The sequence below is a fragment of the Pseudomonas sp. GM17 genome (assembly GCF_000282175.2).
In the GTDB taxonomy this organism is placed as follows: Bacteria; Pseudomonadota; Gammaproteobacteria; order Pseudomonadales; family Pseudomonadaceae; genus Aquipseudomonas; species Aquipseudomonas chlororaphis.
In genome coordinates this window covers 140387-154408 of sequence record NZ_CP124732.1, presented here as the reverse complement: position 1 = coordinate 154408, position 14022 = coordinate 140387, and the positions used below count along the sequence as shown (strand labels likewise).

Here is a 14022-nt window from a genome sequence, read left to right as displayed (position 1 = left end):
TGGGTCGCTGCGCAGGCGTTTGGCGCTGCGCAGAGGGAGTTCGGGGTGGTTATTGGCTGGTCAGTTTCAGGTTGTCGGCGGCCGGCTTGCCGTCGAAGGTGGTGACCCCTTCGAGCCAGCGCGCCTTGTCCTGCGGATGCTCGGCCAGCCATTGCCTGGCCGATTCCAGGGCGTCCTTGTGGTCGAGCAGCGGTTGCATCATGCGGCTCTCGTCCTCGGCGCTGAAGGTCAGGTTGCTCAGCAGCCGGCTGACATTCGGGCACTGCTCGGCGTAGGTCGGCGCGGTGACGGTCCACACCGTGGCCATGCCTTCGTTCGGGCCCAGGGCGTCGTCGCTGCCGGTGAGGTAGGTCATCTGCACATTGACGTTCATCGGGTGCGGCGCCCAGCCGAAGAACACCACGGCTTCCTTGCGTCGCACGGCGCGATCCACCGCCGCGAGCATGCCGGCCTCGCTGGATTCGACCAGCTGGAATTTGCCCAGGCCGAACTGGTTCTTGGTGATCATCGCCTTGATCTGGGTATTGGCGCCCGAGCCGGGCTCGATGCCGTAGATCTTGCCGCCCAGTTCCTTCTCGAATTTGGCGATGTCGGCGAAGGTTTTCAGGCCCTTGTCCGCCAGGTAGGTGGGCACGGCGAGGGTCGCGCGGGCGTCCTTGAGGCTGGGCTCGGCCAGCACCTTGACCCGCTTGGCGTCGACGAAGGGGGTGATGGTCTGGGTCATCAGCGGGTTCCAGTAGCCGAGGAACAGGTCCAGGCGCTGGTCGCGGATGCCGGCGAAAATGATCTGCTGCGAGGCGCTGGTCTGCTTGGTCTTGTAGCCGAGGCCGTCGAGCAGCACCTGGGCCATGGCGCTGGTGGCGATCACGTCGGTCCAGTTGACCACGCCGAGGCGCACGTTCTGGCAGCTGGCGGCGTCGGCGGCCATGGCGCCGGAGCTGAGAAAGACGGTACCGCTGAGTGCAAGGACGCAACTGCTGATCAGTCGTTTCATGAAGGTTTCCTCGGCAGGTCGTTATTGTCGGTTCCGGCGTCTATGTGCGCCGGTGATGCCACGTTACGCAGCCGGCGGGCGCTGAAAACGCACAGCGGCGACCGGCTCTTGCACTGCAGCGACCTTCGTCTTGAACCCGGCGTGGAAACGGCGTATCACAGTGGCCACGCTGCCCGTCATCCGAGTGCGTTCCATGTCCCAGGATTTCTATTTCTTGCTGATGCCGGGCTTCTCGGCCATCGGGTTCATCTCGGCCATCGAGCCGCTGCGCGTGGCCAATCGCTTTCGCGGCGAGCTGTATCGCTGGCATGTGCTGAGCGCCGATGGCGGCGCGGTATTGGCGAGCAACGGCATGTCGGTCAACGCCGACGCGGCGCTGGAGCCGTTGAAGAAGGGCGCGACCCTGTTGGTGGTGGCCGGCTTCGAACCGTTGAAGTTCGTCACCCCGGCGCTGGTGCACTGGTTGCGCCGCCTGGATGTGGAGGGCGTGACCCTGGGCGGCATCGACACCGGCAGCGTGGTCCTGGCGCAAGCCGGGCTGCTTGAAGGCCACCGCGTGACCCTGCACTGGGAAGCGATCGAGGCGTTCAAGGAGTCCTATCCGCAGCTCAGCGTGACCCAGGAGCTGTTCGAGATCGACCGGCGGCGCATCACCTCGGCCGGCGGCACCGCGTCCATCGACATGATGCTCGACCTGATCGGCCAGGCCCACGGCCCGGAACTGGCGATCCAGGTCAGCGAACAGTTCGTGCTCGGGCGCATCCGCCCGCGCAAGGACCACCAGCGCATGGAAGTCGCCACCCGCTACGGCATCCGCAACAAGAAGCTGGTGCAGGTGATCGGCGAGATGGAACAGCACAGCGAGCCGCCCCTGAGCACCCTGCAACTGGCCGAGTCGATCAAGGTCACCCGGCGCCAGCTCGAACGCCTGTTCCGCCTGCACCTGAACGACACCCCGAGCAACTTCTACCTGGGGCTGCGCCTGGAAAAGGCCCGGCAACTGCTGCGCCAGACCGACATGAGCGTGCTGGAAGTCAGCATCGCCTGCGGCTTCGAATCACCCTCGTATTTCACCCGCAGCTATCGCGCCCGGTTTGCCCAGTGCCCGCGGGAAGACCGGCGCCAAAGCCTGAAGGCCTGAGCTGCTGATTCTGTAGGAGCGAGGCTTGCCCGCGATGGCGGTCTGCCTGACCCAGCGCGTTGCCTGCGTCGCGAGCAAGAGAGACAGGATTACTTTTTCAGCAACGCCGCACAGGCGGTCTTGTACGCTTCATGCTGATATTTGTTCAGCGTCGCCGGCAGGTCGAAGTTGTGCTTCTTGTTCTGCGCGTTGATGGTCTGCGGCGACAGCAGGGTCACCTCGCAGTTGTCCAGCAGTTGGAACACGCCTTCGATCTTGAAGGTGGTCGGGCCGCCGGCGAATTCGCCTTTTTTGCTGCGTTTCTTGATGGCGATGCGGCTGATGCCGTTGTCGCGGACGAAGGCGGCCACCTGGGCTGCGAAGGCTTTGACGTTGGCGGCTTCGTCATCGTCGTCCAGGGCGATTTTCTTGCAGGTGTTGGCCAGGTGTTGCGCCGTGCCGTCTTGCAGGGTGGCCAGGGCGAAGATGGCTTCGCTGCCTTTGATTTCGATGCCGCAGATGCTCATGGGAAAACCTTTTCTCGATGAATGGCGTGCAGCTTACAGTTCCAGCTGGTCGGCGCGAATGCCAAAGGCCGCGGCGATCTTCTCGCGGGTGGCGCGGCGGGGCTTGGCGACGCTTTCCTGCTGGGCGAAGGCCGGCTGGGAAATGCCCAGGCGCTTGGCGACCTCGTCCTGGGTCAGGTGCAGGTGCTCGCGCCAGGCGCGGATCGGCGTGGCGCCGTCAACGATGCGGCTGACCACGTCATGGGGGATCAGGTCCGGCTCCTGGCGTTGCGCCACATAGTCCGCATAAGGGATCACCACGAACGCCGGCTTGCCGTCCGTGCCGTTGATGATCTGGATGTCAGTAGGTGCGTTCGTCACGTTTCTTGACCTCTTGGATACTGACCACTCTGATAGCGCCATCCCAGTCGAACAGGATTCGATAGCTGCCTACTCGCAGGCGGTAGGCATAGGCGTAGCCGCTGAGCGCCTTGACGTTGCCGGTGTCGGGCATGTCGCCGAGCAAGGTCACCGCGTCACGGATCTGTACCTGATGGGCGCTGTGCAATCGCAGCAGTTGTTTGACGGCCTTACGGGTCCACAGGATGCTGTTCATGAACGAATATAAGCCTTTTATAAGATTAATCAATCTTTGCTTATATTCGCTCGCGGGCCAAGGCGAGAACCTTGTCCGGGTATTGCTCATGCTTCTGTAGGAGCAGGGGGGACGCCCAGTCCTTGCCCGCGATTGCGGTATTCCTGTTGTAGAAAAACTTGCGGCCGACTCGTTACTCCTGCCCGATCGACTCAAGAAATTCCGACCGTTCATCGCTCATGCGCGCCAGGCAATCGGCCTGGGCAATGGCGTAGGCCTTGCTGCCGGGTTTGGCGGGGAAGGTATCGACGGCGCAGTCGGCGTCGCGCTGTTTCTGCCACAGCTGCTGGGCGTTCTGCACCTTGGCGGTGATGTCGGCCAGCTGCGCCTTGTCGCTGCCGTATTGCGTGCCCAGGCGTTCGAGCAGGCCCTGCAGGTTGTCGCTCAGCAGTTGCTCGGCGGTGGTTTTGTTGAAGGTGGCGCATTCCAGAGTCTGTTGATCCTGTTCGACGCTGTCGCACGGGGAGTTGTCGGCCTCTTCAGCCGCCTGTGCGCCCGCCGCCAGCAGTGCCAAAGCCAGGAAGATCGATTTCATTGCGTCGCAGCCCCCTCTAATCCAGTGATGCGGCGGATTCTGGCCCATGCGCATGACAAAGAACAGATGGGGCAAGGGACGCCCGGCAGACCCTTTGTCGCGGATTGACGCTTTCGGCAATTCCCCTGTCGTTTTTGCACCCGGCTGCCCGGGCACCGAGGCATATGCTGACCCCAAAGCGCCGGCAGACGATTCGGCGCATGAATTGCCAATAAGGGGACTGCCTGATGAGCCCAGCCGAATTGCACGCCGACAGCATCGTTATCGACGGGCTGATCATTGCCAAGTGGAACCGTGAGCTGTTCGAAGACATGCGCAAGGGCGGCCTGACCGCAGCCAACTGCACCGTGTCGGTGTGGGAGGGCTTCCAGGCCACGGTCAACAACATCGCCTCCAGCCAGAAGCTGATCCGCGAGAACAGCGACCTGGTGATGCCGGTGCGCACCACCGCCGACATCCGCAAGGCCAAGGAACTGGGCAAGACCGGCATTCTGTTCGGCTTCCAGAATGCCCATGCCTACGAGGACCAGATCGGCTACGTCGAGGTGTTCAAGCAGCTGGGCGTGGGTATCGTGCAGATGTGCTACAACACCCAGAATCTGGTGGGCACCGGCTGCTACGAGCGCGATGGCGGCCTGTCGGGCTTCGGTCGCGAGATCGTCGCCGAGATGAACCGCGTCGGCGTCATGTGCGACCTGTCCCACGTCGGCTCCAAGACCTCCGAGGAAGTCATCCTCGAATCGAAAAAGCCGGTCTGCTACTCCCACTGCCTGCCGTCGGGCCTCAAGGAACACCCGCGCAACAAGTCCGATGAAGAGCTGAAATTCATCGCCGACCACGGTGGTTTCGTCGGCGTGACCATGTTTGCGCCGTTCCTGGCCAAGGGCATCGATTCGACCATCGACGACTACGCCGAGGCCATCGAATACACCATGAACATCGTCGGCGAAGACGCCATCGGCATCGGCACCGACTTCACCCAGGGCCATGGCCAGGACTTCTTCGAATACCTGACCCACGACAAGGGCTACGCCCGTCGCCTGACCAACTTCGGCAAGATCATCAACCCGCTGGGCATCCGCACCGTGGGCGAGTTCCCCAACCTCACCGAGACCCTGCTCAAGCGCGGTCACTCCGAGCGTGTGGTGCGCAAGATCATGGGCGAGAACTGGGTCAACGTCCTCAAGGACGTCTGGGGCGAATAACGCCAACCCTCCACAGCACACACCTGTAGCCGCTGCCGAAGGAGACGCGCTCCTGCGGCCCTCGGAAGGCTCTTCGAGCCTTATCGCAGCCTTCGGCAGCGGCTACGGATGCACCAATCCAAAAGAATTCCGGAGTTTTGAAACATGGCCAAGATCGCCCCGCAACTGCCCATCGAAGTCGACAGCGAAACCGGTGTTTGGACCTCCGACGCCCTGCCGATGCTGTACGTGCCGCGTCACTTCTTCGTCAACAACCACATGGGCATCGAGGAAGTACTGGGCGCCGACGCCTACGCCGAGATCCTCTACAAGGCCGGCTACAAGTCCGCCTGGCACTGGTGTGAAAAAGAAGCCGAATGCCACGGCCTGGAAGGCGTCGCGGTGTTCGAGCACTACATGAAGCGCCTGTCGCAGCGCGGCTGGGGCCTGTTCAAGATCCAGGACATCGACCTCGACAAGGGCACCGCCAGCGTCAAGCTCGAACACTCGGCCTTCGTCTATGTGTACGGCAAGGTCGGACGCAAGGTCGACTACATGTTCACCGGCTGGTTCGCCGGCGCCATGGACCAGATTCTGGCCGCCCGCGGTAGCAAGATCCGCACCGTCGCCGAACAGGTCTACGGCGGTTCCGAAGAAGGCCACGACGATGGCCTGTTCACCGTCAAGCCGTTGTAAGCGGAGTTAAGAAAAATGGCTTTCGAAGCGATGTTCCAGCCGATCCAGATCGGCAAACTGACCATCCGCAACCGGGTGCTCAGCACCGCGCACGCCGAGGTCTACGCCACCGATGGCGGCATGACCACCGACCGCTACGTGAAGTATTACGAAGAGAAAGCCAAGGGCGGTATCGGCCTGGCGATCTGTGGCGGTTCGTCCGTGGTGGCCATCGACAGCCCGCAGGAATGGTGGAGCTCGGTGAACCTGTCCACCGACCGCATCATTCCGCACTTCCAGAACCTGGCCGACGCCATGCACAAGCATGGCGCCAAGATCATGATCCAGATTACCCACATGGGCCGCCGCTCGCGCTGGGACGGTTTCAACTGGCCGACCCTGATGTCGCCGTCGGGCATCCGCGAACCGGTGCACCGCGCCACCTGCAAGACCATCGAGCCGGAGGAGATCTGGCGGGTGATCGGCAACTACGCCCAGGCCGCGCGCCGGGCCAAGGCCGGCGGCCTGGACGGCGTCGAGCTGTCCGCCGTGCACCAGCACATGATCGACCAGTTCTGGAGCCCGCGGGTCAACAAGCGGACCGACGAATGGGGCGGCAGCTTCGAAGGCCGGATGAAGTTCGGCCTGGAAGTGCTCAAGGCGGTGCGCGCCGAAGTCGGCGACGATTTCTGCGTGGGCATGCGTATCTGCGGTGACGAGTTCCACCCGGACGGCCTGTCCCACGAGGACATGAAGCAGATCGCCAAGTATTACGACGACACCGGCATGCTCGATTTCATCGGCGTCGTGGGTTCGGGTTGCGATACCCACAACACCCTGGCCAACGTGATTCCGAACATGAGTTATCCACCGGAGCCGTTCCTGCACCTGGCCGCCGGGATCAAGGAAGTGGTCAAGGTTCCGGTACTGCACGCGCAGAACATCAAGGACCCGAACCAGGCCACCCGCATCCTCGAGGGTGGTTACGTCGACATGGTCGGCATGACCCGCGCGCACATCGCCGACCCGCACCTGATCGCCAAGATCAAGATGGGCCAGGTCGACCAGATCAAGCAGTGCGTGGGCGCCAACTATTGCATCGACCGCCAGTACCAGGGCCTGGATGTGCTGTGCATCCAGAACGCCGCGACCTCCCGTGAATACATGGGCGTGCCGCACATCATCGAGAAGTCCACCGGGCCGAAACGCAAGGTGGTGGTGGTCGGTGCCGGCCCGGCCGGCATGGAATCGGCGCGGGTGGCGGCCGAACGTGGCCACGACGTGACCCTGTTCGAGAAGAAAGAGGCCATCGGCGGACAGATCACCACTGCGTCGAAAGCGCCGCAGCGCGACCAGATCGCCGGTATCACCCGCTGGTATCAGCTGGAGCTGGCGCGCCTGAAGGTCGACCTGCGCCTGGGCACCGCGGCCGATGCCGAGACTATCCTCGACCTGCGTCCGGACATCGTGGTGCTGGCCGTCGGCGGGCATCCGTTCCTTGAGCAGAACGAACACTGGGGCGCCGCCGAAGGGCTGGTGGTCAGCAGCTGGGACGTGCTCGACGGCAAGGTTGCGCCGGGCAAGAACGTGCTGGTCTACGACACCATTTGCGAGTTCACCGGCATGTCGGTGGCCGACTTCCTCGCCGACAAGGGCAGCCAGGTCGAGATCGTCACCGACGACATCAAGCCAGGCGTGGCCATCGGCGGTACGTCGTTCCCGACCTACTACCGCAGCATGTACCCCAAGGAAGTGATCATGACCGGCGACATGATGCTGGAAAAGGTCTACCGCGAAGGCGACAAGCTGGTAGCGGTGCTGGAGAACGAATACACCGGCGCCAAGGAGGAGCGGGTGGTCGACCAGGTGGTGGTGGAGAACGGCGTGCGGCCCGACGAAGCGATCTACTACGCGCTCAAGGAAGGCTCGCGCAACAAGGGCCAGGTCGACGTCGAAGCGCTGTTCGCGATCAAGCCGCAGCCTTCGTTGAGCCAGGCGGGCGACGGTTATCTGCTGTTCCGCATCGGTGACTGCGTGGCGCAGCGCAACACCCACGCGGCCATCTATGACGCCCTGCGGATCTGCAAGGATTTCTAAGCGCTTGTGGATAACCCTGTAGGAGCGAGGCTTGCCCGCGAAGACGTACTGACATTCACCATGGATGTCGGCAGATCCATTGCTTTCGCGGGCAAGCCTCGCTCCTACAGAGGACGAGCAAGTCATCCAGGTAGTTAAGCCCGAGGTCTTTGGGAGCTCCACCATGTTGAACACCCTTCTTCCCATCCTGCTGTTCGCAGCCATCGGCCTGGCTGTCCTGGGCGCGTTGCGGCGGGTGGCCATGTGGCGCCGGGGCCGTGCGTCCAAGGTCGACCTGATCGGCGGCCTGCTGGCCATGCCCAAGCGCTACATGGTCGACCTGCACCATGTGGTGGCGCGGGACAAATACATCGCCAACACCCACGTGGCCACGGCCGGTGGCGCCGTGGCGTCCATCGTGCTGGCGATCCTGGTGCACGGTTTCGGCCTGCATAACCGCATCCTCGGCTACGCCTTGCTGCTGATGTCGGCGGTGATGTTCGTCGGTGCAATCTTCGTTTACCTGCGCCGTCGCAACCCGCCGGCGCGCTTGTCGAAAGGCCCGTGGATGCGCCTGCCGAAAAGCCTGCTGGCGTTCTCGGCGTCGTTCTTCCTGGTGACCCTGCCGGTGGCCGGGATCCTCCCGGAAAACTTCGGTGGCTGGGTATTGGCCGCGATCCTCGGCCTCGGTGTGTTGTGGGGCGTGTCCGAGCTGTTCTTCGGCATGACCTGGGGCGGCCCGATGAAACACGCCTTCGCCGGTGCCCTGCACCTGGCCTGGCACCGCCGTGCCGAACGCTTCGGTGGCGGCCGCTCCACCGGCCTCAAGCCGCTGGACCTGGAAGACCCGAACGCGCCGCTGGGCGTGGAAAAACCCAAGGACTTCACCTGGAACCAACTGTTGGGCTTCGACGCCTGCGTGCAGTGCGGTAAATGCGAAGCCGCGTGCCCGGCCTTTGCCGCCGGCCAGCCGCTGAACCCGAAAAAGCTGATCCAGGACATGGTCGTTGGCCTGGCGGGCGGTACCGATGCCAAGTTCGCTGGCAGCCCGTATCCCGGCAAAGCCATCGGCGAACACAGTGGCAATCCGCACCAGCCGATCGTCAACGGCCTGGTGGACGCCGAGACCCTGTGGTCGTGCACCACCTGCCGCGCCTGCGTCGAGGAATGCCCGATGATGATCGAGCACGTCGATGCCATCGTCGACATGCGCCGTCACCTGACCCTGGAAAAGGGCGCCACCCCGAACAAGGGCGCCGAAGTCCTGGAAAACCTGATCGCCACCGACAACCCGGGCGGTTTTGCCCCGGGCGGGCGGATGAACTGGGCGGCGGACCTCAACCTGGCGCTGCTCGGCGAGAAAAAAACCACCGACGTGCTGTTCTGGGTGGGCGACGGTGCGTTCGACATGCGCAACCAGCGCACCCTGCGCGCCTTCGTCAAAGTGCTGAAGGCGGCCAAGGTCGACTTCGCGGTGCTGGGCCTGGAAGAACGCGACAGCGGCGACGTGGCCCGGCGCCTGGGCGACGAGGCGACCTTCCAGCTGCTGGCCAAGCGCAATATCCAGACCCTGGCCAAGTACAGCTTCAAGCGCATCGTTACCTGCGACCCCCACAGTTTCCATGTGCTGAAAAACGAATACGGCGCCCTCGGCGGCGAGTACGTGGTGCAGCACCACAGCACCTACATGGCCGAGCTGATTGGCGCCGGTGCCCTCAACCTGGGCCAGCACAAAGGCAACAGCGTGACCTATCACGACCCGTGCTACCTGGGCCGCTACAACGGCGAGTACGAGGCGCCGCGCGAGGTCCTGCGCGCCCTGGGGATCGAGGTCAAGGAAATGCAACGCTCCGGTTTCCGCTCGCGCTGCTGCGGCGGTGGCGGCGGCGCGCCGATCACCGACATTCCGGGCAAGCAGCGGATCCCCGACATGCGCATGGACGACATTCGCGAAACCGGTGCCGAGCTGGTGGCCGTGGGTTGTCCACAATGCACCGCGATGCTCGAAGGTGTGGTCGAACCACGACCGCTGATCAAGGACATCGCCGAACTGGTGGCCGACGCCTTGCTCGAAGACGCCGCGCCTGGCAAGCCGGTGACCCCGGCCAAACGTGAACCTGCGGAGGCCCACTGATGAGCGACATTATCCGCCGCGACCCACGGGCCGAATGGATCGCCCGTAACCGCCTGCACCCGCTGCACGCGGCCATGCAGCCGGCGCAGCACAGCTGGATGGGGCCCAACGGCATCCTCCGCAAGAACCCCCACGGGATCGGTTTCATCGGCCCCAACGGTATCAAGCGCATCGACCGCAGCGGCGCCCAGCAGGGCGGGGCGGTCAAGCGCAGCGCCGCGGTCGAAGTCCAGCTGCCGCTGCATCAGGTGGCGCAGCCGGCGTTCTACATCAGCGTGGTGCCGGACATGGTCGGCGGCCGCCTGAGCAGCCACGACCGCGACCTGCTGGGCCTGGCCCATCAGCTGGCCGGCAAGGACGGCGCGGTGCTGGCGGTGGTGTTCGGCGAGCACAAGGAAAACGCCTTCGCCACGGCCGGCGTCGACCGCCTGCTGGTGCTCGAAGGCAACGAATTCAGCGGTTATGCACCGGAACAGCGAGTCCAGGGCCTGCGGGCTGTGGATAACCAGTTCAGCCCACGCCACTGGTTGCTGCCCGACAGCCGCACCGGTGGCGGCGAACTGGGCCGGCGTTTTGCCGCGGCCCTGGGCGAACGCCCGGCCACGCGGGTCTGGCAGGTCAAGGACGAGCAATGCATCGGCCGCGCCGGTGCCGGCTTGCAGGACCTGGCGCGACCGTTGGCGCGGCTGATCCTGGCCGCCGCCGAATGCGCGGAACCGGTCAGTGAAACCCGCCACGAAGCCCTGCCGGTGGAGTTATCCACAATGGTGGCGCGCAGCCTGGCGCGAATCGAGGATCTGGGCGCGGTGGCGGTGGACCCGGCGGCGATTCCCATGGCCGAGGCCGAATTCATTTTCTCTGGCGGCAACGGGGTCAAGGACTGGGAGCTGTTCCACAAAACCGCCGCGGCCCTGGGCGCCACCGAAGGCGCGTCGCGGGTGGCGGTGGACGATGGCTTCATGGCCCGCGACCGTCAGGTCGGCGCCTCGGGCACTTGGGTCACAGCCCGGGTGTACGTGGCGGTGGGGATTTCCGGGGCGATCCAGCACCTGCAGGGCATCGGTGCCTGCGACAAGGTGGTGGCGATCAACCTCGATCCGGGCTGCGACATGATCAAACGCGCCGACCTGTCGGTGATTGGCGAAAGCGCCGAGCTGCTTCAAGCCTTGATCGCGGCGGTAGAGGCCTACCGCAACGGCGCCAAGCGCGATGCGGCTTAAGGGAAGGACAGAGCTTATGAGTACCAATGTGATCAGCCTGGTGTCCATCGGCGCCCACCCGACTTCCGGCCGGCCCCGGCGCGCCGAGCAGGATGCGCGGGCGGTCGAGCTGGGGCTGCAACTGGCCGGGGACAGGCTGCAGGTGCTGCACGCCGGCGATATCGCCGAGCCGGCCCTGCGCGCGTACCTGGGCATGGGCCTGGAACAGATGCACGTGCTGGAGCAGTCGGCCGGTGCCGATGCGCTGCCGGCGCTGACCGATTATCTGCGCGATGCCGGGGCGCAAGTGGTGCTCACCGGCAGCCAGGCGGAAACCGGCGAAGGTTCGGGCATGCTGCCGTTCCTGCTGGCGGAAAACCTCGGCTGGCCGCTGGTGGTGGGCCTGGCCCAGGTGGAATCCATCGACGGCGGCGTGGCCCTGGTGCTGCAAGCCCTGCCGCGCGGCCAGCGCCGTCGGCTGAAGGTGCGCCTGCCGTTCCTCGCCACTGTGGATAACGCCGCGCCCAAGCCACGGCAGAGCGCCTACGGCCCGGCCCGGCGTGGGCTGCTGCAGGCGCGGCAGGTGGAAGTGCTCGACGATGAGTTATTCACCAGCGCCACCCTGCAACCGGCCAAACCGCGGCCCAAGCGCCTGAAAGTGATCAAGGCCAAGAGCGGCGCCGACCGCATGAAAGCCGCGACCGCCAAGGCCAGCGGCGGTGGCGGCCAGGTGCTCAAGGGCGTCAGCGCCGAAGCCGGGGCCGAGGCCATCCTCAAGCTGTTGATCGAAGAAGGCGTGGTCCGTTAGGGCTTGGCCTGTCGCACTATCGTTATCGCGAGCAAGCTTCGCTCCTACAGGGGCGCGGCTTGCCAGCGACTGATTTCCCTCCTGTATCCACGGTTACCCACAATCCCTGTGCGCGCCTCTGTGGATAAGATGTTCGTCCCTCTCTGCAAGCCTCGCCAATCAAGCGCTACAGCGCGTTGTACGAAAAAACGATCAAGCTAAGTCGAGGTTTTTCCGAAGGTTTTTCTGTGGATAAGGAATTCCCTCGGTCCTCTGCCGCTGCCGAGTTGCCCCCAAAGTCTGTTGGCCTCTTTGTGGATAAGATGTTCGCTATCCGCTAAGAACCTTATAAACAGTGGCTTGCAGAGGTCTGATCAAAAAACAGGCAAATCCGAAGTTTTGCTCCGCCGGCGGCACTCAAGCCTCGATATTTCGTGCTATTCGGCGGTTTTCCACAGCTCGCTGCCCTTGGCCGCAAAGTTGCCCCCAAAGTCTGTTGGCGCTTCTGTGGATAAGGTGTTCGCCTTTATCTGCGGGCCTTTAAAAACGTGGCTTACAGAGCGCTGTTCAAAAAATGAACAAAGTCTTGTGGAAAAGGCCTTTCCGGATAAGTCACGGATTTTCTTCAGGTTCTGCCAGTGAATCCGCCGGCTGAAAGCCGAGTTGCCCACATTTGCTGTGGGTGGAGGTGTGGATAACTTGTTCGCGGTCTTCTGTAAGCCTTGGCGGGTGGTATCTCGACGGGGGCGATCATTTTTTATACAGCTTGGGGGTGACCCTCTCGTTTGTTTCGGGCTCGGATAAAACCTGAGTGAGGTTTGGTTTATATATTCAGCCTGCATAAATGCAGTTTCCTATGGGTATAAGTGGCTGTTTGACGCCTGATGGGCACGCGGCTTTACTCTTTCAAACAAAAGGAGTGGGGCGGATTTTCAAGGGCAATAGTCGAGTTCTTCGGCTGCACTTCAAGATAATCCATGACAGGAGTCAAACATGAAAAGCATGTTTTTGTTTCTGCACTTCCCTAATAGCTGATACCGAGTCTGGTTGATCGGTGAAAGTGCTATCTCCAACGTCCTTCCGGTTGATGAAGTCCACGATTGATTTTTGGAATTAATAAAGGCTGATTCTGAATGATGGACTCGGGAGAATTGCGGGCGTTATGAACGTTACCGTTCCCGCGAGTGAAAGGCACAAGAGTGCCGGTTGTTTAAATTACAAGGAGTTATTGAAATGTCCGAAGCATCCAAAGCAAAAACCAAGGCCAAGCCTGTCGCTGCACAAGGCAAGGAAGCCTATGTCGAGTTACTCAACGAAATGCGTGTGCATGCGAAAAGACGATTGTCGGGCGAGGCCAGGGGCCTGCTGATGGCTTCGCCGCACCTGCAGCAGATTCACCTGCGCAGTCTCTACGTCACCAAGAGTTCCAATGATCCTGCGGTGCGGAACCTCGAGCCTCAGGCCCGGGAAGTGGGGGAAAGCCAAGCTGATCAGTCGGAGTCCGAGCTGGTCAAGGCTACGGAAAGTTTTCAGAACTCGGGTTCGACCGACACCACGGACTACAAGAAAAAGCTCGAAGAGTTGCGTAAGCGGGACAAGGAATCAGCAGATAAACGCATCGACAAGATGTATGACGCGGCGATCGAGCAGTTGGACCAATACCCCCAAAGCGCTGATGCGGTGGTTGGGTTCATGGAAACTTTCGGTGGCCTGTTCAATACCGTGCTGGACAAGGTCAGCGAGTTTTTCACCGAGATTGGCAAGAATATCCTCAATTGGTTGAAGAACGTCTGGGAGAAAATCACTAATACATTCAACTCGATCGTCAGTTGGGTCACTGGCTGGTTCTCTTGACCAGCTGAAATAGTGAGGTGGCTATGAACAAACCTGTCGGTCCACCGCCTTTTATTGATAATCACCAGCCTGAGTGGGACAGGGCTTTTTATATCGAGGAAGGTAGAGCGCTGGCTGCTAACAAGGCCCGGCTCGATGTACTTCGGCAGCACGATAAAAAGAAAACCCAGGAAAGAATTGACGGCTTGTATGACGATTTGCAACGACGTATCGATCCGAATTACAAGCGTGCGCCCAATATCGAAGACTTGGGAAATATCTTTGATACAGCGCAGGACATCATTCACGCCTGGAACTGGTAGT

Annotated in this window: 14 protein-coding genes; 9 read left to right on the top strand and 5 right to left on the bottom strand. The window is 62.4% G+C overall.

All coding sequences use genetic code 11. The features are described from left to right. Positions 1-49 precede the first annotated feature (49 nt). Positions 50-994, bottom strand: a complete 945-nt coding sequence (choX, locus tag PMI20_RS00680) for a choline ABC transporter substrate-binding protein (protein ID WP_007926346.1) — start codon at positions 992-994, stop codon at positions 50-52. 193 nt (positions 995-1187) lie between these two features. On the opposite strand from choX, the gene PMI20_RS00675 reads away from it, so the two are divergent. Beyond that, positions 1188-2135, top strand: a complete 948-nt coding sequence (locus tag PMI20_RS00675) for a GlxA family transcriptional regulator (RefSeq protein ID WP_007926347.1) — start codon at positions 1188-1190, stop codon at positions 2133-2135. Positions 2136-2224: 89 nt separating this feature from the next. Here the strand turns inward: PMI20_RS00675 and PMI20_RS00670 are convergent, their stop codons facing one another. The 4 genes from PMI20_RS00670 to PMI20_RS00655 all read right to left on the bottom strand — a co-directional run bounded on the left by PMI20_RS00670 (position 2225) and on the right by PMI20_RS00655 (position 3810). Then, the gene (locus tag PMI20_RS00670) at positions 2225-2641 is read right to left on the bottom strand and encodes a DUF3010 family protein (RefSeq protein ID WP_007926348.1); all 417 of its coding nucleotides are present in this window, start codon (positions 2639-2641) and stop codon (positions 2225-2227) included. 33 nt (positions 2642-2674) lie between these two features. Then, the gene (locus PMI20_RS00665; protein ID WP_051003931.1) at positions 2675-3043 is read right to left on the bottom strand and encodes a helix-turn-helix domain-containing protein; all 369 of its coding nucleotides are present in this window, start codon (positions 3041-3043) and stop codon (positions 2675-2677) included. Further along, a complete protein-coding gene (locus PMI20_RS00660) occupies positions 2982-3236 on the bottom strand; it encodes a type II toxin-antitoxin system RelE family toxin (protein ID WP_007926350.1) in 255 nt (84 codons plus the stop codon). The genes PMI20_RS00665 and PMI20_RS00660 overlap by 62 nt, the downstream gene beginning before the upstream one ends. A gap of 172 nt (positions 3237-3408) precedes the next feature. Further along, entirely contained in the window at positions 3409-3810 is a 402-nt protein-coding gene (locus PMI20_RS00655; RefSeq protein ID WP_007926351.1) for a lysozyme inhibitor LprI family protein, read from the bottom strand. A gap of 227 nt (positions 3811-4037) precedes the next feature. Here PMI20_RS00655 and PMI20_RS00650 point away from each other — a divergent pair, with 227 nt between their 5' ends. The 8 genes from PMI20_RS00650 (at position 4038) to PMI20_RS00615 (ending at position 14021) form a co-directional block, all read left to right on the top strand. Then, on the top strand, positions 4038-5015 hold the full coding sequence (locus tag PMI20_RS00650) for a dipeptidase (RefSeq protein WP_007926352.1): 978 nt from the start codon (positions 4038-4040) through the stop codon (positions 5013-5015). A gap of 144 nt (positions 5016-5159) precedes the next feature. Next, complete coding sequence (locus PMI20_RS00645; protein WP_007926354.1) at positions 5160-5690, top strand: DUF5943 domain-containing protein; 531 nt, start codon at positions 5160-5162, stop codon at positions 5688-5690. A 15-nt stretch (positions 5691-5705) separates the two neighbouring features. Then, entirely contained in the window at positions 5706-7766 is a 2061-nt protein-coding gene (gene dgcA / locus PMI20_RS00640) for a dimethylglycine demethylation protein DgcA (RefSeq protein WP_007926356.1), read from the top strand. Positions 7767-7929: 163 nt separating this feature from the next. Next, positions 7930-9879: a dimethylglycine demethylation protein DgcB gene (gene dgcB, locus PMI20_RS00635; RefSeq protein ID WP_007926357.1), complete on the top strand. Its 1950-nt coding sequence runs from the start codon at positions 7930-7932 to the stop codon at positions 9877-9879. Next, positions 9879-11099 (top strand): electron transfer flavoprotein subunit alpha, encoded by a 1221-nt coding sequence (gene etfA, locus PMI20_RS00630; protein WP_007926362.1) that lies wholly within the window; start codon positions 9879-9881, stop codon positions 11097-11099. Before dgcB ends, etfA begins: the two co-directional genes overlap by 1 nt. A gap of 16 nt (positions 11100-11115) precedes the next feature. Further along, on the top strand, positions 11116-11886 hold the full coding sequence (etfB, locus tag PMI20_RS00625) for an electron transfer flavoprotein subunit beta (RefSeq protein ID WP_007926363.1): 771 nt from the start codon (positions 11116-11118) through the stop codon (positions 11884-11886). A gap of 1212 nt (positions 11887-13098) precedes the next feature. After that, the gene (locus PMI20_RS00620) at positions 13099-13719 is read left to right on the top strand and encodes a hypothetical protein (RefSeq protein ID WP_007926364.1); all 621 of its coding nucleotides are present in this window, start codon (positions 13099-13101) and stop codon (positions 13717-13719) included. A 23-nt stretch (positions 13720-13742) separates the two neighbouring features. Continuing rightward, complete coding sequence (locus PMI20_RS00615; protein ID WP_007926365.1) at positions 13743-14021, top strand: hypothetical protein; 279 nt, start codon at positions 13743-13745, stop codon at positions 14019-14021. Position 14022 lies beyond the last annotated feature (1 nt).

What these genes read in the sequence shown, in the direction of transcription:
- choX (WP_007926346.1), bottom strand. Translation starts at nt 994, where the DNA reads ATGAAACGACTGATCAGCAGTTGCGTCCTTGCACTCAGCGGTACCGTC.
- PMI20_RS00675 (WP_007926347.1), top strand. Translation starts at nt 1,188, where the DNA reads ATGTCCCAGGATTTCTATTTCTTGCTGATGCCGGGCTTCTCGGCCATC.
- PMI20_RS00670 (WP_007926348.1), bottom strand. Translation starts at nt 2,641, where the DNA reads ATGAGCATCTGCGGCATCGAAATCAAAGGCAGCGAAGCCATCTTCGCC.
- PMI20_RS00665 (WP_051003931.1), bottom strand. Translation starts at nt 3,043, where the DNA reads ATGGCGCTATCAGAGTGGTCAGTATCCAAGAGGTCAAGAAACGTGACG.
- PMI20_RS00660 (WP_007926350.1), bottom strand. Translation starts at nt 3,236, where the DNA reads ATGAACAGCATCCTGTGGACCCGTAAGGCCGTCAAACAACTGCTGCGA.
- PMI20_RS00655 (WP_007926351.1), bottom strand. Translation starts at nt 3,810, where the DNA reads ATGAAATCGATCTTCCTGGCTTTGGCACTGCTGGCGGCGGGCGCACAG.
- PMI20_RS00650 (WP_007926352.1), top strand. Translation starts at nt 4,038, where the DNA reads ATGAGCCCAGCCGAATTGCACGCCGACAGCATCGTTATCGACGGGCTG.
- PMI20_RS00645 (WP_007926354.1), top strand. Translation starts at nt 5,160, where the DNA reads ATGGCCAAGATCGCCCCGCAACTGCCCATCGAAGTCGACAGCGAAACC.
- dgcA (WP_007926356.1), top strand. Translation starts at nt 5,706, where the DNA reads ATGGCTTTCGAAGCGATGTTCCAGCCGATCCAGATCGGCAAACTGACC.
- dgcB (WP_007926357.1), top strand. Translation starts at nt 7,930, where the DNA reads ATGTTGAACACCCTTCTTCCCATCCTGCTGTTCGCAGCCATCGGCCTG.
- etfA (WP_007926362.1), top strand. Translation starts at nt 9,879, where the DNA reads ATGAGCGACATTATCCGCCGCGACCCACGGGCCGAATGGATCGCCCGT.
- etfB (WP_007926363.1), top strand. Translation starts at nt 11,116, where the DNA reads ATGAGTACCAATGTGATCAGCCTGGTGTCCATCGGCGCCCACCCGACT.
- PMI20_RS00620 (WP_007926364.1), top strand. Translation starts at nt 13,099, where the DNA reads ATGTCCGAAGCATCCAAAGCAAAAACCAAGGCCAAGCCTGTCGCTGCA.
- PMI20_RS00615 (WP_007926365.1), top strand. Translation starts at nt 13,743, where the DNA reads ATGAACAAACCTGTCGGTCCACCGCCTTTTATTGATAATCACCAGCCT.